Genomic DNA, 20,257 nt, shown 5'->3' on the forward strand with positions numbered 1-20,257 from the left:
CGCCCTCACGGCGCCCTTTTTTCGTGACCTGTGCTCAGCCGCCATAGGAAAGGCTCGGATGCCAGTCGCTGCCCCTGCCCTCCGGGGTCGTATCGAGTAGCAGCCAGAGCGCATCCTGCTCGACCGCGCCGCGCGGATCCTGCCCGGGATCGGCCATGTCGAAGCTGATCTCCTCGCTCCAGAAGTGGCGAATGACGCCGTCCTTGCGGGTGAAGACGGTATAGCCCGGCATGTCGGCGTCCTCGGCGCTGACGTAATCGCGGGTGAAATCGCCGTCCATGTCGGAATAGAACGGCATCTGCTTCCAGCCCCGATCGATCTTCCATTGCAGCAATCGCTCGATCGGCGATCTGGCAATGACCGCGACCGCCACGCGCTGGCGGATATCCTCGATCTTGCCTTCCCACGAGCCGATCATAGACGTGCACATCGGGCACGGCGCCTTGCGTTGCGGACCGAACATGAAGCTGTAGATCACCAGCGTGTCCTTGTCGCCAAAAAGGCCGGACAAGGTCACCGGGCCATTTGGCCCCACAAATGCATAGTCGCGCGGCACCGCGCCGCCCGGCGGCAGTGAACGGCGCATCCCGGCGACCGCCTCGATCTGCCGCCTCAGCTCAATTTCCTTTATCAGCAAGGCGTTGCGCGCCTTGCGATAGGTCTCATCCTCATTGGGAAAATGCGAGGTATTGCGGGCCGCAAGCTCGGCCGCGGGAATGAGTTCGCTCATGATCTAATGTCCTCCGCCTTCATCCCTTCATTTAAGTTGATATCAACTTAAATTGCAAGCCCGGCAGTCAGACCTCCTACCAGGGCGTTCTGCCATCGGCTTCGAAGAAACCGCCATTCTCCTCGCCCTTAAGCGCGAACCGGACGGGCAACCGCGCCCCTTCCTCCGGTGTGAGAGGCCCCGTGCCGCCGTTGAGATCCGTGCCCACGACACCGGGACTGATCGAATTCACGACGATATTCGTATCGCGCAATTCCTCGCGCAGCTGCACGGTCATCATGTTCAGGGACGCCTTCGAGGCGTTGTAGCCGATGAACTGCGCGCCGTAATAGGTCGAGTCGGGACTGCCGTTCAGCGTCAGTGAGCCGAGCGAACTCGAGAGGTTGACGATCCGCCCGGCGGGTGCCTTCCTTAACAAGGGCAGCATCGCCTGCGTGACCGCCAGCGTACCGAAGAAGTTGACCTCCATTGTCCGCCGCACAGCATCAAGCGAGGCGGATGAGGGCGGAGCGTCTGCGAAATCGAAGATGCCGGCATTGTTGACGAGAATGTCGAGGCGTCCGTATGCGGCATCGATCTCGGCAGCGGCGCGCGCGATGCTGGCGTGATCGTCGAGATCGAGATGAATGGCCGTGGCCGTTCCTTCCAGGATTTTCTGCGCGGCCGTCTCGCCGAGCCCGAGGTTCCGGGCCCCGAGAACAACCCGGACGCCGGCACTGGCGAGCTGACGGGCGATCTCGAACCCGATTCCCTTATTGGCGCCTGTGACAAGCGCGATCCGTTGAGTGTCCATATGCAAATCCTTTCTTGCCTGGTCTGGCCGAGGCAAATATATGAAGGATTATTCAGTTTGAGGATTCGCATTTGCCCGCATCCACTCCGCCATCGCTCAGCCCCCGGAAAAAGCCGCGTCAGGCGCGCGCCGCAGTCACGCTCGATGCCGTCTACGAGGCAAGCATTCAGCTTTTGGTGAGCGGCGGCGTAGCGCGGCTGACCACCACCCGCGTCGCAGAGCGCGCCGGCGTTTCGGTCGGCACCATGTATCAGTATTTTCCGCACAAGCAGGCACTGATCTATGCGCTCAATGAACGCTATCTGGAAGCCCTGGCGATACGTCTCGAAACCGTTTGCGAAGGCCACCATGGCAGCCGCCTCGGGGATATGTGCGAAGCGCTGATCGGGACCTATTTCCAGGCAAAGACAGAGCGCGCCGACGTGACCCGCGCGCTCTATGCCTCGGTCGTGGAACTCGACAACGCGGCTCTGATCGCGAATTTCGCCGACCGTGCCGATGCTTGTACCAAGGCCATGCTTTCAAGTGCGTCAGACGCCACGATCCCCGATCTGGAAACGGTCAACCTAGCCCTTCTCACGACGATCTTCGGCGCGGTCCGCAATGCTTTCGAGCGAAACCTCGATGCCGACGAGATCGCCGCCCTGAAGCGGCAGGTTATCGTGATGTGCCGCGCCTATCTTTCGGCCGTCGCCGGCGCGCCTAAAGGGTGAAGACCTTGGCCCGCAGTTCCTCCCAGCTTTCCCTGTCGGGCGCGCCGAGCAGGCCGCCGTCGAGATGACTTGGCAGGTAGCGCGAGCCGTCATAACGGGCGATATAGCCGCCGGCTTCCTGGCCGATCAGCACGCCCGGCAGATGATCCCAGGGCATCAGCTTGAAATAGGTGAAGAAATGCGAGCCGCCAGAGGCAAAGGCGCGGTACTCGACGGCGGCCGCGCGATAGCTCGCGGCATAACGCACCTTCGCCATGTTGCCGAGCAGGACCGTGCGGTTTTGCTGCGGCATGAAGGCGACCGAAGCGGTGCCCAGCATCTCTTCGAGCGGAACGGGCGCCGCCACCGACATCCTGCTTGACGAGCCGTCGGCGCGCTTCAGCCAGGCCCCGCCGCCCTTTTCCGCGATCATGAAATCGTCGCCCATCGGGTCATAGATCAGGCCGGCGACGGTTTCGCCGTTGACCACCACCGCCGCCATGACGCCAAAGGCGGAAATGCCATGGGCGAAATTGAAGGTGCCGTCGATCGGGTCGACCACCACCGCCACATCGGCGTCCTTCAGCTTCGACAGCAGGTCGGGGTCGGCGGCCACACCCTCCTCGCCGATGAACAGCGCTTCGGGCAGGATTTCGGCGATGCCCGCCTTGATCACGCGCTCGGCTGCGGTATCGGCGATCGTCACCAGATCGCTTGCCTCGGTCTTCTCGGCGACATCGCTCTCGCCGAGAGCGCGAAAACGGGGCAGGATTTCCTGTTTGGCGGCACGGCGCATCAGCCCGGCGATGGCGTCGAGCGTTTCGGAGGTGATCGGCATTGTGGTCATTCCTGGCTGGGAGGGTTGTTGCACCCGGTTAAACCATGACGCCCATGCAGGAGTCCATGCCGCAGGCGTTGACTTTCGGGCAAAAGCCGACTATCAGCGCGCCAACACTGAATTGATCGGTGTTCTAACCGACATGTCCCGTGGTTTTCCGGGCGCTTTTTTCCGCGAAAACCTGTCAGGCCCTTCGAAAGAGGGCGCCAAAGGAGGGCGTGTTTCCTTGGGCTCCCGGTGATACCGGTCCCGCTATGTTGAGATTAAGGAAATACGATGAGCAAGCGCGAATCGTCCAAGCATAAAATTGACCGCCGTATGGGCGAGAACATCTGGGGCCGTCCGAAGTCCCCGGTCAACCGCCGCGAATACGGCCCCGGCCAGCACGGCCAGCGCCGCAAGGGCAAGCTCTCCGACTTCGGCGTACAGCTGCGCGCCAAGCAGAAGCTGAAGGGCTATTACGGCGAACTGCGCGAAAAGCAGTTCCTCGCGATCTTCGAGGAAGCCAACCGCCGCAAGGGCGACACCGGTGAAAACCTGGTGGGTCTGCTGGAAAGCCGCCTCGACGCGATCGTCTACCGCGCCAAGTTCGTGCCGACCGTGTTTGCCGCCCGTCAGTTCGTCAACCACGGCCATGTCACCGTCAACGGCGTTCGCGTCAATGTCGGCTCCTATCGCTGCAAGGCCGGCGACGTGATCGAGGTGCGCGAGCGCTCAAAGCAGCTCGCAAGCGTTCTCGAAGCGACCCAGCTCGCCGAACGCGACGTGCCGGACTACATCGACGCCGATCACCACAAGATGACGGCAACCTTCGTACGGGTCCCGGCGCTCGCCGATATCCCCTACCCGGTCATCATGGAACCGAACCTCGTGGTCGAGTTCTACTCGCGTTAATTTCCGCGACATCGCATGCGAAAAGCCGCCTTTCGGGGCGGCTTTTTTATTGCTGACGAAGCCCGCCCCACCCTCTTTCGTCACCCTCGGGCTTGTCCCGAGGGTCTAAGCAGGTATCAACGCGACAAGCGTTCCGGGTTAACAAAGGGCGAGGGAACAGTGCCTTACTGACAGCAGACTCCGCTCGCATTGAGGGGTGGTTAGATCCTCGGGTCAAGCCCGAGCAACTGTGTGCTTTTCTGTCAAGTTGCTTGTGCATTGAGGATCGGTCTTTGCTCCCGAATGGCTGTGTTGAGGGCGACGAGGAGCTTTCTGGCGATGGCGACGATCGCGGCTTTGGGTGCCTTGCCGCGACTTCGCAGATGGTCGTAGGCCTGTTTCCACCGCCCGGTTCTGATCGCGGCAAGGGCAGCCATATAGAGGGCATCGCGCACCCGCTTTCGCCCACCCTGGACATGGCGTTTGCCGCGCATGAGGCCGGATTCACGCGCGATTGGCGCCACGCCGGCCAGGGCGGCGATGGCGCGCCGGTCAACCAGGCCCAGTTCGGGCAGGCTGGCAAGGATTATGGCGGTGCAAACCGGCCCGACGCCTGCGGCCGAACGCAGCAGCGCCGCATCGCGGGCAAGGTCGCAGGTCTCTTTGATGGCATTGGCGATCTGCCGCTCAAGCGCGCGGATCTGGACGTCGAGCAAGGCGATCACCGCCTCCAGGCTTTCCACCACCACCTGATCGGCGACGCCATTCAGGCGGATACGTTCGGCCTTGCGCATCGCGACCAACTGGTCGCGACGGCTGTTGAGGCCCTGAAGCTTCAGCCGTTCGGGCGAAACCGGGGCGGTGGCCGGCAGGTCGAGATTGGCGCCGTAAAGCGCCAGCATGCGCGCATCCACCGCATCGGTCTTGGCCAGCATGCCGATGGAGCGGGCAAAGTCCCGGGCGCGGCGGGGATTGGCGCGATGGAAGGAAAGCTCCGCCTTCTCAAGCGCCCGCACCAATGGCTGGTCCCACGGGGCGGTGGCTTCCAGCACCACGAAAGCCCGGTGTTCGAGCGCAAGGCCGATCAGGGCGGCGATGCCCGCCGGATCGTTGGAAAAGCTGCACGACCTGGCAGCCGGGTGAAGATAAACATCGAGACGCTGACCGGAGACATCGCAACCGATCGTGTTTTGTGGCAAGGTCATGATCCCATCCTTGTCCTACGGGCTCGGCGCGCCAACGCCGGCCCCGGCAACTGTTCGGGGTGGTTGACGAAAGGCGGGCGGCGTTTCCAGCTCGGGCACGGTCGCATAACGACCAAGGATGACACGAAACACCGTCCGCCAATCAGACTGCCGCGTTCACGGCAGACGTCAACAGACAAGGATGACGCCCGGAAAAGGGGATAGGTTTGCCAGCAGCTCGTGTCGCCTCTCGAGACGACATTTTTATGTCGTCTGACGGAGATGGCGCCACTCAAGCGACCTTGAGCACCGCCTCCGGAGCCGCTAGCTCGTAGCCGAGTGCTGCGGCAACAGCGGCGTTGGTGACGCGGCCGCGATGGATGTTGAGGCCGTTGCGCAGATGGCGGTCCTCGGAAACCGCGGCCAGGCCCTTGTCCGCCAGCATCAGCCCGTAATGCAGCGTGGCATTGTTCAAAGCTGTGGCCGATGTGATCGGCACCGCGCCCGGCATGTTGGCGACGCAGTAATGCACCACGCCGTCGACCACGAAGGTCGGATCGGAATGGGTTGTGGCGTGGGAGGTCTCGAAACAGCCGCCCTGGTCGATCGCGACATCGACCATGACCGCGCCGGCCTTCATGCCCGGCAACATTTCGCGGGTGACGAGCTTGGGCGCGGCCGCCCCCGGCACCAGCACCGCGCCAATCACCAGATCGGCGGCGAAGATCTCGTTTTCGAGCGCCTCGGTGGTCGAGTAGAGCGTCTTGACACGGCCGCGGAACAGTTCGTCGAGCGTGCGCAGGCGCGGCAACGAGCGATCGAGGATCGTGACCTCCGCGCCAAGGCCCGTCGCCATCAGCGCCGCATGCAGGCCGACGACCCCGCCGCCAATCACCACCACCTTGCCGGGCGCGACGCCCGGAACGCCGCCCAGCAGCACGCCGAGCCCGCCATTGGCCTTCTGCAGCGCCGTCGCGCCCGCCTGGATCGAAAGCCGGCCGGCCACCTCCGACATCGGCGCCAGAAGCGGCAGCCCGCCGCGCTCGTCGGTCACCGTCTCATAGGCGATCGCGGTGACGCCGGAGGCGAGAAGCCCCCTGGTCTGTTCCGGATCGGGCGCCAGATGCAGATAGGTATAGAGCAACTGCCCTTCCCGGAGCTGCGCCCATTCGGACGGCTGCGGCTCCTTGACCTTGACGATCATATCCGCCCTGGCGAACACAGTGGCGGCATCAGGCACAATCGTCGCGCCCGCCGCGCGGTAGGCGTCGTCGCCCGCGCCGATGCCTTCGCCCGCGCCGGTCTCGATGATGACCTGATGGCCATGCGCCACATATTCGCGCACCGAAGCCGGGGTCAGGCCGACGCGGTATTCGTGATTCTTGATTTCCCTGGGACAGCCGACAAGCATTTTCGATCTCCTCGCTCCAATCGGTACAACCTAGGCTGGATTGAAACGCGAAATTGCAGCAATGTCCTTGCAAAGTTATCCTTGATTTTTCACTTTTTTCGTTTAATTTTCGAAAAAGAACAATAAAAATCGAAGGGTATTCGAACGATGGATATCGACGACATTGATCGTGCGATCTTGAAGGCGTTGCAGAAGAACGGTCGCATCACCAATGCGGACCTCGCGGAAACCGTCGGCCTGTCGCCATCCGCCTGTTCCAGACGGCTCGATATATTGGAAAAATCCGGCGTGATCGAGGGCTATACCGCGAGAATCTCGCCCGAGGCGCTTGGCTACAAGATGGTGGCGATCGTGCAAATCTCGCTCTCCGGCCAGTTCGCCCGCACCCTTGCCGAGTTCGAGGAGGCGGTGAAGCGCTGCCCGAACATCATCGTCTGCTACATGGTCTCGGGCGTCTATGACTATACGCTGCGGGTGGCGGCCAAGGACCTGAAGGACTACGAGCGCATCCACCGCGACTGGCTGTCGGCGCTGCCGCATGTGGTGCAGATCAACTCCTCCTTCGCGCTGCGCCCGATCATCGAACGGATCAATGTCGGCATCGATTAGGCGCGCGACGGCTTTGCCAGCAGCAACCAGTTCTCGCCCTCGGCCTTCCAGTCCTCGGCGGTGACGATCGCTTCACGCGCGGCTTCGTGAAAGCCGAGCTGATCGTAGAACCGGCGCGCCGGCGCATTGCCGTCGGAGACGATCAGGGCGAGATCACGGCCGCCTGCCATCCGGGCAGCCCTCTCCATCAGCAATTTCCCGAGCCCGCGCCGGCGGTACTCCGCATAGGCCGCGAGCACGTGAATATAATAGCTGCCCACCGCCTTCGCCTTCAGCGCCTTCAGCGGTTCGAACACCGCATGATCGGCCTCGCCGGTCGGCGTATCGCGCTCCAGCGGATAGGCCAGCAACAGGGCCACGATGTCGGAGCCCAGCGTCGCGACCGTGCCGTTCTTCCAGTTGACGACCTGTTCCTCGCGCCGGACGCTGTCACGCCCGGCCTGCCACGGATCGCCCTCGCCGCCCTCAAGCCGCCCCCAGCGCCACAGCGGCAAGCCGTGATCGGCGATGTTGATGAGCCGCACCATGTCCGGCGCATCCTCCGCCGTCGCTGCCCTGATCGTGAAACTCGAAACCAATCCATACCTCCCCAGTTGACGACAAGCCCGCCACCCGCCTAGCCTGTCATTAAGCTTTCACAGACTTGCAATTCATTCCATGATCATTGTCAACCGCCCGGCGGTGCGAACTCTGCACCACAACACGAATGGAGCCGCCATGTCCGCGCTTTTCGAACTGCAACCGATCTCCCGTCGCACGCTGCTGCGCGGCATGGCCACGGCCACCGCCATGGTCGCCCTGCATCCGTTTTCCGCGAGAGCCGCCGGCAATCAGGCGCATCTGCGGCTGATGGAAACCACCGATATCCACGTCAACGTGTTTCCCTATGACTATTACGCCGACAAGCCGAACGACACGATGGGCCTTGCCCGCACCGCCTCGATCATCGACGCGATCCGCGCCGAATCGACGAATTCGATGCTGATCGATAATGGCGATTTCCTGCAGGGCAATCCGATGGGTGATTACATCGCCTATGAGCGCGGCATGCAGGACGGCGACGTCCACCCGGTGATCAAGGCCATGAACGTGCTCGGCTATGATGTCGGCACGCTCGGCAATCACGAGTTCAATTACGGCCTCGATTTCATGCACAAGGTGCTGGCCGGCGCGAACTTCCCCTATGTCTGCGCCAACCTGACCACCGGCGCATTGGCCGATGACCCGACCAAAGACGATCTGATGATCAAGCCCTATTTGATCCAGGAGCAGATGATCACCGATGGCGACGGCAACCAGAGCCCGGTGAAGATCGGCTTCATCGGCTTCGTGCCGCCGCAGATCATGGTCTGGGACGAGAAGAACCTTTCCGGCAAGGCCAATACCCGCGATATCGTGGAGGCGGCCGAAGCCTGGGTCCCGGTCATGAAGGAAGAAGGCGCCGACATCATCGTGGCGCTGTCGCATTCCGGCATTGACGGCGCCGGCCCCGCGCCGCTGATGGAAAACGCCTCGCTCCATCTTGCCGGCGTCGAGGGCATTGACGCGGTGTTCACCGGCCACCAGCATCTCGTCTTCCCCGGCACGGAGGACTTTGCCGGCATCGAGGGCGTCGATATCGACAAGGGCACGCTCAAGGGCAAGCCCGCGGTGATGGCCGGCTTCTGGGGCTCGCATATGGGCCTGATCGACCTGCTTCTGGAAAAGGACGGCGACAGCTGGACAATCGTCGACTTCACCACCGAGGCGCGGCCGATCTACCACCGCACCGAGGACCGCAAGGTGGTCGCCGATGTCGAAAGCGACGCGGCGGTGATCGCCGCCGCCGAAGCCGATCACGAGGCGACGCTGGAATATGTCCGCACCCCGGTCGGCAAGACATCCGCGCCGCTGCAGTCCTTTTTCGCGCTGGTGGCCGACGATCCATCCGTGCAGATCGTATCCAAGGCGCAGACCTGGTACACGAAGGACATGCTGAAGGACACGGAATACAGGGACTTCCCCGTGCTTTCCGCAGCAGCCCCCTTCAAGGCCGGCGGTCGCGGCGGGCCGGACTACTATACCGAGGTTCCGGCCGGCGACATCGCCATCAAGAACGTCGCCGACCTCTACCTCTATCCCAACACCGCCCGCGCCGTGCTGATCAATGGGGCGCAGGTGCGCGAGTGGCTGGAAATGTCGGCCGGCATGTTCAACCAGATCGAACCGGGCGCGACCGACGCCCCGCTGCTGAACCCCGATTTCCCGTCCTATAATTTCGACATCATCGACGGCGTGACCTACCAGATCGACCTGTCGAAACCGGCGCGCTACGCCAAGGATGGCAGCCTCGCCAATCCGGACAGCCACCGCATCATCGATCTCGCCTATGACGGCAAGCCGATCGACCCCGAACAGCAATTCGTGGTGGCGACCAATAATTACCGCGCCGGCGGCGGCGGCAATTTCCCGGATATCAATTCGGACGTGATCGTGTTCGTCGGCCCCGATACCAACCGCGATGTGATCGTGCGCTACATCGTCGACCAGGGCACGATCAACCCGTCCGCCGACTTCAACTGGACCTTCGCCCCCATGCCCGGCACCACCGCCACTTTCGAAACCGGCCCACGTGCTGCGGAATACATCGCCGACGTAAAAGGCGCGAAGATCGAAACGGCCGGCGACGGCGAGAACGGGTTCGCGCTTTATCGGGTGGTGCTGTGATTGGTTGAATGTTTTGGCGACGCGGAATGGCAGAGGCCGGCCTGAGGGCTGCTGACAGAGCCGCCCCACCCTCTTTCGTCACCCTCGGGCTTGTCCCGAGGGTCTAAGCACGTACCCGCGCGACAAGCGTTCCGGGTTAAAAAGGAAGAAATAACAGAATCTTACTAGCTGCAGACTCCGCTCGCATGGAGAGGTGATTAGATCCTCGGGTCAAGCCCGAGGATGACGCAGAATAGAGGGAGACGTTTGTCAACAAACTGAGGCCAGCCTAGAATCGGCCTTTGTTTGTCTGCCCATCTGCACCACTTCGGCGTCTTCTTCGCGCTTAATCGAAAGAAGACGCGGGGAGGACGGACTACTCTACCGTCTGTCAGAAAGATGAACGAAGCGGGAAGCGATCTCTCGCTGCTGCTTATATGCGCGACCAAACTAGGTCCGAAACCGTTAGTCAGGCATCTGCATGTTCGGCGGAAACGGCCCTTGACTTTGACAGCAGGCGGACGCATTCGACCCAAAGCCGACATTGATTGGCATACCGCGTACTATGCGCTATCAAGATTGACCATCGATTGTGTGTTTGGGGGAGACGCTCGTTGGGCATCACGAAAGATCATGCGCAGGAAGGCCTCAGCCGTGCTTACGTTCACGCAGTCGCGGCGGCGGCACGTGTCAACCTACGAATGGGGCAGGAGTTCGATTATGGGTTCGACGGTCAGTTTGAAGGGGTGGTCCAAAGAGGTACACGGCACGTCAACGACGGGTATCCCCTCGACTTCCAACTGAAGTGCTCTTGGACCTGGAAAGCGGATAGTTCGGATATCATATGGAGCATCAAGACAAAAACCTACAACGACCTCGTAACTCGCGAGCCTGAGGCCGTTGGAGCGATACTGGTGTTAATGTGCCTACCGCCCAACGAAAACGATTGGTTCGCAATAAGCGAAGAGTCTGTTCTGTTAAGGAAGTGCTGCTACTTTACAACGTTGGTTGGTCCCCCTACGTCGTCGGAAAACTCAACGAAGCAGATCAAAATACCGCGGACAAGTATTCTCAATGCAGATAACCTAGCGGATGCGTTGGCTGCTGAGCGTACTCGCAGAAGGGGGTTGTTCACATGAGCTTCACTCGCAAAGAGCCGGTACCCGTGTCCAAGAATGCTGTTATCCGATATCTAACCGATCAAGGCTGGCAGCGTGAAACCAGCCGTGACGGTAGACTCGTGAAGCTCTCGCTTCGGGATGCTGAGAGCGCTGACCACCCTATAGACTTGATATTCTCGATGGCGGCAGAGCCGCAGCACGAACGTAACGAGGTCGCGGCCGCCATAGACACGCTCACGCAATTATATGATATTCCGCGTTTCCAAGTGACACAAATATTGGCTTCAATTGCCTATGACGTCATGCTCACCCGCGTTCCTGATGAGTATGTTCGCCACGAGTCCGTAGAACTTGGCACTGCGAATGCGTACATCAGTGGTATGAAGAGCTTTCTGGCCGCCTCGGCAACAACCGAAATTTCGGGCGAGCAATTCTTTTCACGCACCCTGAAGGAAGCGCTCTTGTATGCCAATCAATGCCGGTTTGGGCACACCTTCCACGGAAGTTTTGGCTTCGTGATTGAGTCTCCCGTTGGGATGAATGATGCACCTGCGATGCCCATCGTTGAGGAAAGCGTTCCTTTCGGTAGAAAAGTAATGCGTCGAGTGTCGCGTGGCCTCACTTCATTTTCGCATGCGGTAGAGCAAGATGATCCCGCGCCGCTGGTGGCTCCCGACAGCGGCATGAGTGCCAACATGTGCGATGAGGTCGTAGGCCTTATTGAGGATACAGGTATTTCTAAATTGGAAATGTCCATTTCATTTTCCCCGGAGTGGGCTCCCACAGAAGGCATCTCCCATCGGCTCTACAAGATCGAGCGCCGTTACGTTGACCTACTTAAAGACGCCTCAGCTCGTCTGCGAAAGGAAGAGTCCCCAAAGAAGTGTACTGTCATTGGACGGATCGTACGACTGGAAACGGATGGGAATCCCGCCGACCTCTTTGGCGATCCGTCCGGCCGCGAGATCACCGTCAGTTGGGACAGCGCAGACTATGGTCCTATCCGGATGCAGATTCCGCTTGATCCGGCCAGTTACCTCGAGGCACTAGAAGCGCACCGAAGCGGCCAACTCTTTTCTGTTACTGGCCTGCTTAAGCGAAAAGGCAGAGGGTGGTTGCTAGAGGAAGCCCACAATCCTAGGTTGATAAGCTAGTACCCGACAAGACAAAGCAGTCGATTGACACGCCTTCGCTTGGCACCATCGTAAAATCGACTTCTATATGCTTACTGCCGCAGTTTGGATTTTCTTTATCGACACAGCGATCATCAGCTCCCCGCACGTTTGGAGCCTTCATCAACCCGCCAGTTTCGGCAGTTTGTGGGTATCTGAAGTCCGATCGCAAATAATGGACATGCAGGCGCAAAGCTGTCGCCAAATAGTCGCCCCTCGCACGACAATCTCACCTCGCGCCCAAAAAACTCACCCCTCCCGGATCATCTCCCACACGGCCGCCACCAACTGCTTCAGATTATACGGCTTCGGCAGAAACCCGAATTTGGCGTCTTCGGGGAGGTTCTTGGCGAAGGCGTCGTCGGCGTAGCCGGAGACGAAGATGAATTTGAGGTCGGGATAGATGCGGCGGGCCTCGCGCAGAAGCGTCGGGCCGTCCATTTCCGGCATCACCACGTCGGAGACCACGATATCGACCGCGCCCTCGAGCTTTTCGAGGATTTTCAGGGCATGGACGCCGGTATCGGCCTCGTAGACGGTGAAGCCGCGCATTTCCAGCATGCGCTTGCCGGAGCGGCGCACCGCGTCCTCGTCTTCCACCAGAAGCACCACGGCGGACTGGCCGGTGAGGTCCATATCCTCTTCGCGCGGGGCCTCGTTGTCGCTCTCATTGCCCTCGCCGAAGGCGGCGGCGATCGGCTTGCCCTTGTGGTCCTTGGGCGCCTCCGCCATGTCCTTTTCGCCGGCAGCGCGCACGTGGCGCGGCAGCAGGATGATGAAGCGCGTGCCCTTGCCGACTTCGGAGACCGCGTGCAGGAAGCCGCCCGACTGGGTGACGATGCCATAGACCATGGCAAGGCCAAGGCCGGTGCCCTTGCCGACATCCTTGGTGGTGAAGAACGGCTCGAAGATCTTGTCCAGCACTTCCGGCGGAATGCCCGTGCCGGTATCGGCGACCTCGACCATCACGAAGTCTTTCTCCGGCACCTCGCGCAGGCCGAGGCTCGCCACCTCGGCGGCAGGCACGTTGCGGGTCGTCACCGTCAGCGTGCCGCCCTCGGGCATGGCGTCGCGGGCGTTCACCGAGAGATTGGTGATCACCTGGCCGAACTGGCCGGGATCGGTCTTCACCGGCCACAGGTTGCGGGCGAAATCGGTGGTGAGGCGGACATCCGAGCCGCCGGTGAGGCGCTCGATCATCATCCGGTTGTCGCCGATGACATCGTTGAGATCGACCACCTCCGGCCGCATGGTCTGCTGGCGCGAGAAGGCCAGCAATTGCCGCACGAGGCCCGAGGCGCGGTTGGCATTGCGCTTGATCTCGACGAGATCGGCGAATTCCGGATCGGAGGCGCGCGATTGCAGCAGGAGATGATCGGCCGAAAGCAGGATCGCGGTCAGCACATTGTTGAAATCATGGGCGATGCCGCCGGCAAGCGTGCCGACCGCATTCAGCTTCTGGGTGCGCGCCATCTGCGCCTCCAGCGATTTCTGCTCGCTGATCTCGATCACATAGATCAGCGCCTGCGCCTCCGGCGCGGAGCCGCTGGCGGCGTGCACGAAGAAGCGGAAATGGCGGCCGTCGTCGCTGAAGTGGCGCGCCTCGAAGGGGGCGATGTCGCTCTTGCCCGCGGCGGCGGCGGCCAGCGCCTCGTCCAGCCGCGGCCGGTCGCCGGCATCGATCAGCCCGCCAGCGCGCGTACCCGTGCCGATATCCTCGCGCCGCACCAGATCGGCGAACATGGTGAGGAAGCGGGTATTGGTGGTGAGCAGCCTGCCATCGCGGTCGACGGTGGCGATCGCCATCGGCGTATCGTCGAAGAACCGGCCGGGCGCCGCATCGCCCGCGCGCTCGTCGGCCTCGCGCCGGACGATCACGGTGCGGCTGTCGCCGGCCCTGCCCTCGCGCCCGCCAACGGCCTCGTGAAGCATCACGACCGGCATGGTCTGTCCTGACGCAAGCTTCAGGTTCGCCTCGATCCGCTCGCTGACGCGTGCGCCGGGCTCGGGATCGAGCGCGGTGAGAAGCGCCATGCCCTCGCCCGTCGCCAGATCGGAGAATTTCATCCGGCCGGCCACGAAAGCGGCCAGATCGACGCCGAGCCAGCCGGCCAGCGTGGCGTTCATATAGCTGACTTTGCCGTCGCTATCCGCCGCCACGAAGCCGACCGGTGCATGGTCGAGATAGTCGATCGCCTTCTGCAGCTCGCGGAAATAGCGCTCCTGCTCCTGGCGCTCCTCGGTGATGTCGGAAATCTGCCAGATGTGGAAATTGCGCGTCGTGGCGCGGCTGTCGGTGACGGGGAAGAAGCGGGCGCGCAGGCGATACCAGCGCGGGCCTTCCCCGTTCGCAAGCGGCTTGACGAGGCGGAACTCCTCCTGCCCGTCGCGGCCGGCGCGCACCGCCTGGCTGAGGCGGTAAAGCACTTCCGAGCTCTCCGGCTCCTCCGAAAGCAGGGTATCGAGCGTTGCAGGCTCGGACGCGCCCGTCAGCCGGCCATAGGCCGCGTTGGCATAGACCAGCCGGTTGCGATGATCGGTGATCACCACGGCTTCGGGGTACTGGTCGAGAAACGGGCGGGCGAAGTGATTCTGGCGTCCCGTCGGGAACAGTTCCGCCAGACCGGTCATGACCGCCAGCACGAAGAACACGCCGAGAACGGCAAACAGGCCGAGGATCGCCAGCAGAAGATCGGCCGGAAGATAGCCGCGATACTGGTACGCAAGCGCCACGATCGTCGCCAGGATGAGAAGCACCAGGGCCAGCCGGGAGATGATGCCGGCGCCGAAGCCGCGCCTGACGGTGGTCTCGCTGCCCGTGTCGTCCTTTTGCCCTGATGTCATTGAAACCTCGTCATCCGTCCGGCCCGTGGCGCGAAAACATCGTTTGTGCCCGATGCAACAGGATCGGCCAGTTCTGCAAGCATATCTAGCGACAAATGCTTAAATTTCGGTATTGCCGCCCGGTTTCCGCCCCTGTCAGGCCCGGTTTCGTCCATGCCTTGCTTCGTTCTGGTGATATTGCCAAAAAAGGCGCGATTTCAATCCGTAAGCCATGCTAGATTGGCGCGCGCATGCGCAGGCAAAGCGCGAACAAGGCATAGGCAGTGAAAGGCAGACAATGGGCGACCTCGGTTTCGGCAGCATGATTTTCGATATACCGCTGATAGCAATCGGCGTGATCATCGTGATCATTGTCGCGATCTGGGTTCTGATGCATCTGCGCCCGCCATCACCCTTCATCCGGGGCGGCAAGAACCGTAAGCCCAGGCTGTTCGTGGTCGATGCCGCAGCCGTCGACGCGCGCCGCCGGGTGGTGCTGATCCGGCGCGACAATGTCGAGCATCTGGTGATGATCGGCGGCCCGAACGATATCCTGCTGGAAACGCGCATACCGGCGCCCATCGGCGCGCGCCGCGCGCCTTCGGCCGAAGAGGCCGCCGCCAAGCCCGCAACCGCGCCCACCGAGCCCAGGTGATTCGGTAGCAGGCGCGAACAGCGATGAGAATCAAAAGGCCGCGTCCTCTGGCGCGGCCTTTTGATGTGTCATGCTATTCGTCGCGGTAGACTTTTTCGCGTCGCTCGTGGCGCTCCTGCGCCTCGATCGACAGGGTTGCGATTGGTCGCGCATCCAGCCGCTTCAACCCGATCGGCTCACCCGTCTCCTCGCAATAACCATAGGTTCCCTCGTCGATCCGGCGCAGCGCCGCATCGATCTTCGAGATCAGCTTGCGCTGGCGATCACGCGCACGCAGTTCGATGGAACGGTCGGTTTCGGAAGAGGCCCGGTCAGCGAGATCGGGATGGTTGGCGCTTTCGGCGGCCAGATGTTCGAGCGTTTCGCGTGCTTCCCGCAGGATATCGTTTTTCCAGGCGATCAGTTTTGCGCGAAAATAGGCCCGCTGGTTGGGATTCATGAACTCTTCGTTATCGGAGAGAACATAGCTACTAAGATCAATGTTCTTGTTCAAAGCCATTCTCCTGAACAACACCCCACGGGCGGTGTATATCCCAAACAAATACGAAAATTCAAGCCTCTGCTTCATATTTGGGCAGGTAAAAAACTGTTGAAAAAATAGGCCCTGCCTGAAGAACGACCTCTCTGTCACAATGCCGTTCAAAATCGCGCCTGCGTTGCAGGACCGTCGAAGATCGCTCTCAACGGCTGCATTTGAATGGATTTTCGGGGCTCGGGAAGCATCGAACAAAACCGGCAAAAAAGCGTGAGGCCTTGTGAAAAAATCATGGTAAAGACATGGTCGATTTTTGAATGTCAGCGCAGCCACCGCGCGTTTTGCCACCGCTTCACGCCGCTTCGAGATTGAGAATGTCGACCATCAACCCGCACCCCGACCGGATCTATCTTCTGCGCCATGCCCAGGCGGTCTGGCCCGAGCCGACCATGCGCGATTACGACCGGCCGCTGTCCAAGCGCGGCGTCGACGACGCGGCCGAACTTGCCGAGCGGATGAAGCAGAGCGGCTACGTTCCAGGCCTGATCCTGTCGTCTTCCGCGATGCGCTGCCGGCAGACTGCGGACGCCGCCTATCGCACGCTCGGCCGCGCGCCGGAGTGCCGATTCGTCGATGATTTCTACCAGGCAGCACCCGTCACCTATCTCGAGGCGCTGGCCGAGAATGCCGACGCCAAGACCGTGCTGATCTGCGGCCACAATCCCGGCATCGAGGAAACGCTGCTGATGCTGGTGGGACCCGAAGCCTTCAACAGAGCCTGCCCCTACGGCTTTCCCACCGCCGGCATGGCGGTGCTCGACCACGCGGGCGATGGCGCGGGGACCGAGGCGCCGCAATGGAATATCACGGCCTTCCTGGCGCCGAACTGAGCCATTGCGCAAGCACGCTCCCGTTCACGACAGCGCTTTGATCCTCGCGCCGGCCTCCCTATATTGCGGGTAGACCCGTGAAAGGAAGCCGAACTTGACGCCGATCCATACGTCGCTGGGCGACAATGCCAGACTTACGCTCGACAACATCACGGATCGCGCCTCCGACCTTGTTCAGCCCACGCTGCGGCTTGGCGTCACCGGCCTGTCGCGGGCCGGCAAGACGGTGTTCATCGCCTCGCTGGTCCACAACCTGCTGCATAATGGTCGCCTGCCCTTCTTCGAGGCGATGCGTTCGGGGCGCATTTCCGATATCAGGCTGGAAGAACAGCCCGACGACCAGGTCCCCCGCTTCGACTACGAAACCCATATCGACCGGCTGGTGGACGAACGCATCTGGCCCGATTCGACCCGCGCGGTGTCCGAACTCCGCCTGACGCTGCACTATCAGAGCGCGAGCCGCTGGAACCGGATGTTCTCCCGTGGCAGCATCTCCATCGATATCGTTGATTATCCAGGCGAATGGCTGCTCGACCTGCCGCTGCTCGGCCAGGATTTCCGCAGCTTCAGCCGCGAGACCGAGGCGCGGGCGTCAAGCCCCGCGCGGGCCGCGCTCGCCAAGGGCTGGATGGAGCTTTCCGGCTCTCTCGATTACGACGCGCCGGCCGACGAGAAGACGCTGAAGGCCCTGCATGAGAGCTTCTCGGCCTATCTGACCGCCTGCCGCGCCGACGAGCATTCGCTTTCCACGCTGCCGCCAGGGCGCTTTCTGATGCCGGGTGATCTGGAAGGTTCGCCCGCCCTCACCTTCGCGCCGCTGCCGGGGCTTGGCGATGAGAAATTCAAGCGCGGGTCGCTCGCCGCCCAGATGGAGCGGCGCTTCGAGGCCTATAAATCAGTCGTCGTAAAACCGTTCTTCCGCAACCACTTCGCCCGTCTCGACCGCCAGGTCGTGCTGGTCGACACGCTGCAGGCGCTGAGCCGGGGGCCCGAGGCGATCGCCGATCTGGAGCGCGCGCTTTCCGAGGTGCTGTCCTGCTTCCGGCCGGGACGCAATTCCTGGCTCTCCTCGCTTGCTCGGCGGCGGATCGACCGGGTGCTGATCGCCGCCACCAAGGCCGACCATCTGCATCATGAAAGCCATGACCGGCTGGAGAAGCTGACCCGCCGGCTCGTCAACGACGCGATCAAGACCATCGGCATTTCCGGCGCCGGTATCGACGTGATGGCGATCGCCTCCGTTCGGGCGACGCGGGAAGCCACGGTGGAATCCGGATCGCAGGTTCTGCCCGTGATCGTTGGCACCCCGATAAAGGGCGAGAAGATCGGCGCGGAAGCCTTTGATGGAATTCGAAAAACAGCGATCTTCCCCGGCGATCTCCCTGCCAATCCGGAGGCGTTTTTCCGCATGCTGAAGCGCGGCGGCGACGTGCCGGAAAGCCTTGCCGATATCAACGCCGTGCGGTTCCGCCCGCCCGAGATCGACATCGAGGCCAGCGAGGGCGGGGTGTCGATCCCGCATATCCGCCTCGACCGGGCATTGCAATTTCTGATCGGAGACAGACTGGCATGAGCCCCGACCACACGCGCCGCCCGGCGGTATTCGATATCGAGGAAAAGTCCGCGCGCAAGGAAGACGAGCCGCGCCGCTCGCCCCGCCATTTCGATCCGCCGCCGGTGACGCCCGACGAGGAAGACCCGTTCCTGCGCGATGCGGAGACGATCGCGGCCGACGAGATGGAACCGCCGGTCGCGACCATGAAGAAACGCGGCTTCTCGTTTTCCAAGCTTGCCGGCATCGCCTTCGGCATCCTGCTGTCGCTGGCGATCGGGCTGTGGATCGACGATCTGGTGCGCTCGCTGTTTGCCCGTGCGCCCTGGCTCGGCTGGCTGGCTCTGGGCGCGGTGGTGGTCGGCGTCGCGGCGGCGCTGGTGGTCGCGGCCCGCGAGATCATCGCGATCATGCGGCTCGGCGCGATCCAGCATATCAAGCTGAAGATGGCCGAGGCCCATGCAAGCAGCGATGCCGCAAGCGCCCGCACCGCCGCCCGCGAGCTCTCGACGCTGCTTGCCGGCAAGGCCGAGACCGCGCGCGGCCGCCAGCGGCTGTCCGAACTCGACGAGGAGGTGGTCGACGCGCCGCAGCTTGTGGAATTCTGCGAACGGGAGATGATGGCGCCGCTGGACCTCAAGGCCCGCGCGCTGATCCTCAACGCCTCCAAACGCGTTTCGGTGGTCACCGCCATCAGCCCGCGCGCCGCCGTCGATCTTCTCTATGTCTTCTACGAATCGATCCGCCTGATCCGCAACATGGCGGAGCTTTACGGCGGCCGCCCCGGCTCGGTCGGCATGTTCCGGCTGATCCGCGACGTGCTCTCGCATCTGGCGGTCACCGGGTCGATCGCGGTGGGCGACAGCCTGATCCAGCAGGTGCTCGGCCACGGGCTGGCGTCCAAGCTTTCCGCCCGCTTCGGGGAGGGCATGATCAACGGGCTGATGACCGCCCGCATCGGCATCGCCGCCATGGATCTCTGCCGCCCGATGCCATTCCACGCCCTGAAACGCCCCGGCATGGGCGATTTCATCGGCGATCTCGCACCCGGCGAAAAGCGCGACCTGTCCAACCCATAACCGCGGTCGCGCAAGCATAGATTGTGCGCAAACCAAAGCTTAACCATTCGCCGTCATGATTGGCTACCGAACCCTTGTACCGAACTGATGTCTTGCGTAACCGGAACAATCGATGGCCCCCACTCCCCGCATCCTTCGCTCCGCCCTGCTGATCGCGGCCCTTGCGGCGGCGCTTCCGGCAAGCGCCCTTGCGGAAAGCGATGACGACGCGTTCTTCCGCCAGGTCGCCGGCAAATGGACCGGCCCCGGCAAGATCGTCGAGGGCAAGCTGAAGGGCACGCATTTCAAATGCGAGCTGGACGGTCTTCCGGTGACGGGCGACGAGGGCGGCTTCAAGCTAGACGGCAAATGCCGCGCCGGCCTGTTCTCCCACCCGATCACCGCCGTGTTCATCCGCGACGGCGACAGCTATCGCGGCCAGTTTCTCGACGGCGAGGATGGTGATGGGCTGGCGGTGACCGGCGGAACAATCGAAAACCAGAAAGCCGTGATCGCGCTGCGGCGCAAGGAGGTCGAGGGCGCGCTGGTGACCAGCATGCAGAGCGAGAACGACCTCAACATCACGCTCCTGATCAAGGGCGGCACCCGCTATGTTCCGGTCATCGGCCTGTCGCTGAAGCGCGAGGGCGACCCCTTCACCGTCGGCGCGATCAAGTAGCGGCGGCTCCGGGAAAC

At 62.2% G+C, this 20,257-nt stretch carries 19 protein-coding genes; 11 read left to right on the top strand and 8 right to left on the bottom strand.

Annotation, left to right across the window (positions count from 1 at the left end; all coding sequences use genetic code 11):
- Positions 1–34: 34 nt before the first annotated feature.
- Both Mame_RS16765 and Mame_RS16770 read right to left on the bottom strand, forming a co-directional pair.
- The gene (locus tag Mame_RS16765) at positions 35–730 is read right to left on the bottom strand and encodes a DUF899 family protein (protein ID WP_018064329.1); all 696 of its coding nucleotides are present in this window, start codon (positions 728–730) and stop codon (positions 35–37) included.
- Between the two features lie 76 nt (positions 731–806).
- Entirely contained in the window at positions 807–1,523 is a 717-nt protein-coding gene (locus tag Mame_RS16770) for an SDR family oxidoreductase (RefSeq protein ID WP_018064330.1), read from the bottom strand.
- 71 nt (positions 1,524–1,594) lie between these two features.
- Here Mame_RS16770 and Mame_RS16775 point away from each other — a divergent pair, with 71 nt between their 5' ends.
- Positions 1,595–2,236 (top strand): TetR/AcrR family transcriptional regulator, encoded by a 642-nt coding sequence (locus Mame_RS16775; protein ID WP_018064331.1) that lies wholly within the window; start codon positions 1,595–1,597, stop codon positions 2,234–2,236.
- Here Mame_RS16775 and Mame_RS16780 read toward each other — a convergent pair.
- On the bottom strand, positions 2,226–3,053 hold the full coding sequence (locus tag Mame_RS16780) for an inositol monophosphatase family protein (RefSeq protein ID WP_018064332.1): 828 nt from the start codon (positions 3,051–3,053) through the stop codon (positions 2,226–2,228). The two genes, Mame_RS16775 and Mame_RS16780, sit on opposite strands and share 11 nt — an antisense overlap.
- 276 nt (positions 3,054–3,329) lie before the next feature.
- On the opposite strand from Mame_RS16780, the gene rpsD reads away from it, so the two are divergent.
- Positions 3,330–3,947, top strand: coding sequence for a 30S ribosomal protein S4 (gene rpsD / locus Mame_RS16785; protein WP_018064333.1), 618 nt, complete (start codon positions 3,330–3,332; stop codon positions 3,945–3,947).
- A 242-nt stretch (positions 3,948–4,189) separates the two neighbouring features.
- On the opposite strand, the gene Mame_RS16790 is transcribed toward rpsD, so the two are convergent.
- A complete protein-coding gene (locus Mame_RS16790) occupies positions 4,190–5,131 on the bottom strand; it encodes an IS110 family RNA-guided transposase (RefSeq protein ID WP_079920871.1) in 942 nt (313 codons plus the stop codon).
- A gap of 271 nt (positions 5,132–5,402) precedes the next feature.
- A complete protein-coding gene (ald, locus tag Mame_RS16795; RefSeq protein WP_018066484.1) occupies positions 5,403–6,521 on the bottom strand; it encodes an alanine dehydrogenase in 1,119 nt (372 codons plus the stop codon).
- Between the two features lie 147 nt (positions 6,522–6,668).
- On the opposite strand from ald, the gene Mame_RS16800 reads away from it, so the two are divergent.
- On the top strand, positions 6,669–7,130 hold the full coding sequence (locus Mame_RS16800; RefSeq protein WP_018066485.1) for an Lrp/AsnC family transcriptional regulator: 462 nt from the start codon (positions 6,669–6,671) through the stop codon (positions 7,128–7,130).
- Here the strand turns inward: Mame_RS16800 and Mame_RS16805 are convergent.
- Entirely contained in the window at positions 7,127–7,708 is a 582-nt protein-coding gene (locus tag Mame_RS16805) for a GNAT family N-acetyltransferase (RefSeq protein WP_018066486.1), read from the bottom strand. The genes Mame_RS16800 and Mame_RS16805 overlap by 4 nt on opposite strands.
- 139 nt (positions 7,709–7,847) lie before the next feature.
- On the opposite strand from Mame_RS16805, the gene Mame_RS16810 reads away from it, so the two are divergent.
- The 3 genes from Mame_RS16810 (at position 7,848) to Mame_RS16820 (ending at position 12,090) form a co-directional block, all read left to right on the top strand.
- Entirely contained in the window at positions 7,848–9,836 is a 1,989-nt protein-coding gene (locus Mame_RS16810) for a bifunctional 2',3'-cyclic-nucleotide 2'-phosphodiesterase/3'-nucleotidase (protein WP_026173772.1), read from the top strand.
- A 593-nt stretch (positions 9,837–10,429) separates the two neighbouring features.
- Positions 10,430–10,954 (top strand): DUF4365 domain-containing protein, encoded by a 525-nt coding sequence (locus Mame_RS27695; protein WP_018066488.1) that lies wholly within the window; start codon positions 10,430–10,432, stop codon positions 10,952–10,954.
- Positions 10,951–12,090 carry a hypothetical protein gene (locus Mame_RS16820; RefSeq protein WP_018066489.1) on the top strand — a complete coding sequence of 380 codons (1,140 nt, stop codon included), beginning with the start codon at positions 10,951–10,953 and terminating at the stop codon, positions 12,088–12,090. The genes Mame_RS27695 and Mame_RS16820 overlap by 4 nt, the downstream gene beginning before the upstream one ends.
- Positions 12,091–12,357: 267 nt before the next feature.
- On the opposite strand, the gene cckA is transcribed toward Mame_RS16820, so the two are convergent.
- On the bottom strand, positions 12,358–14,952 hold the full coding sequence (gene cckA / locus Mame_RS16825; RefSeq protein ID WP_018066490.1) for a cell cycle histidine kinase CckA: 2,595 nt from the start codon (positions 14,950–14,952) through the stop codon (positions 12,358–12,360).
- Positions 14,953–15,229: 277 nt separating this feature from the next.
- On the opposite strand from cckA, the gene Mame_RS16830 reads away from it, so the two are divergent.
- Positions 15,230–15,586, top strand: a complete 357-nt coding sequence (locus Mame_RS16830) for a flagellar biosynthetic protein FliO (protein ID WP_018066491.1) — start codon at positions 15,230–15,232, stop codon at positions 15,584–15,586.
- A gap of 73 nt (positions 15,587–15,659) precedes the next feature.
- Here Mame_RS16830 and dksA read toward each other — a convergent pair whose 3' ends face one another.
- Positions 15,660–16,079 (bottom strand): RNA polymerase-binding protein DksA, encoded by a 420-nt coding sequence (gene dksA / locus Mame_RS16835; RefSeq protein ID WP_018066492.1) that lies wholly within the window; start codon positions 16,077–16,079, stop codon positions 15,660–15,662.
- A 356-nt stretch (positions 16,080–16,435) separates the two neighbouring features.
- Here dksA and Mame_RS16840 point away from each other — a divergent pair, with 356 nt between their 5' ends.
- The 4 genes from Mame_RS16840 to Mame_RS16855 all read left to right on the top strand — a co-directional run bounded on the left by Mame_RS16840 (position 16,436) and on the right by Mame_RS16855 (position 20,240).
- Positions 16,436–16,951, top strand: a complete 516-nt coding sequence (locus Mame_RS16840; protein ID WP_018066493.1) for a SixA phosphatase family protein — start codon at positions 16,436–16,438, stop codon at positions 16,949–16,951.
- Between the two features lie 94 nt (positions 16,952–17,045).
- The gene (locus Mame_RS16845) at positions 17,046–18,524 is read left to right on the top strand and encodes a YcjX family GTP-binding protein (protein WP_018066494.1); all 1,479 of its coding nucleotides are present in this window, start codon (positions 17,046–17,048) and stop codon (positions 18,522–18,524) included.
- Positions 18,521–19,582: a YcjF family protein gene (locus tag Mame_RS16850; RefSeq protein ID WP_018066495.1), complete on the top strand. Its 1,062-nt coding sequence runs from the start codon at positions 18,521–18,523 to the stop codon at positions 19,580–19,582. Before Mame_RS16845 ends, Mame_RS16850 begins: the two co-directional genes overlap by 4 nt.
- Before the next feature lie 112 nt (positions 19,583–19,694).
- Positions 19,695–20,240 carry a hypothetical protein gene (locus Mame_RS16855; protein WP_018066496.1) on the top strand — a complete coding sequence of 182 codons (546 nt, stop codon included), beginning with the start codon at positions 19,695–19,697 and terminating at the stop codon, positions 20,238–20,240.
- Positions 20,241–20,257 lie beyond the last annotated feature (17 nt).

Source organism: Martelella mediterranea DSM 17316 (assembly GCF_002043005.1).
In the GTDB taxonomy this organism is placed as follows: Bacteria; Pseudomonadota; Alphaproteobacteria; order Rhizobiales; family Rhizobiaceae; genus Martelella; species Martelella mediterranea.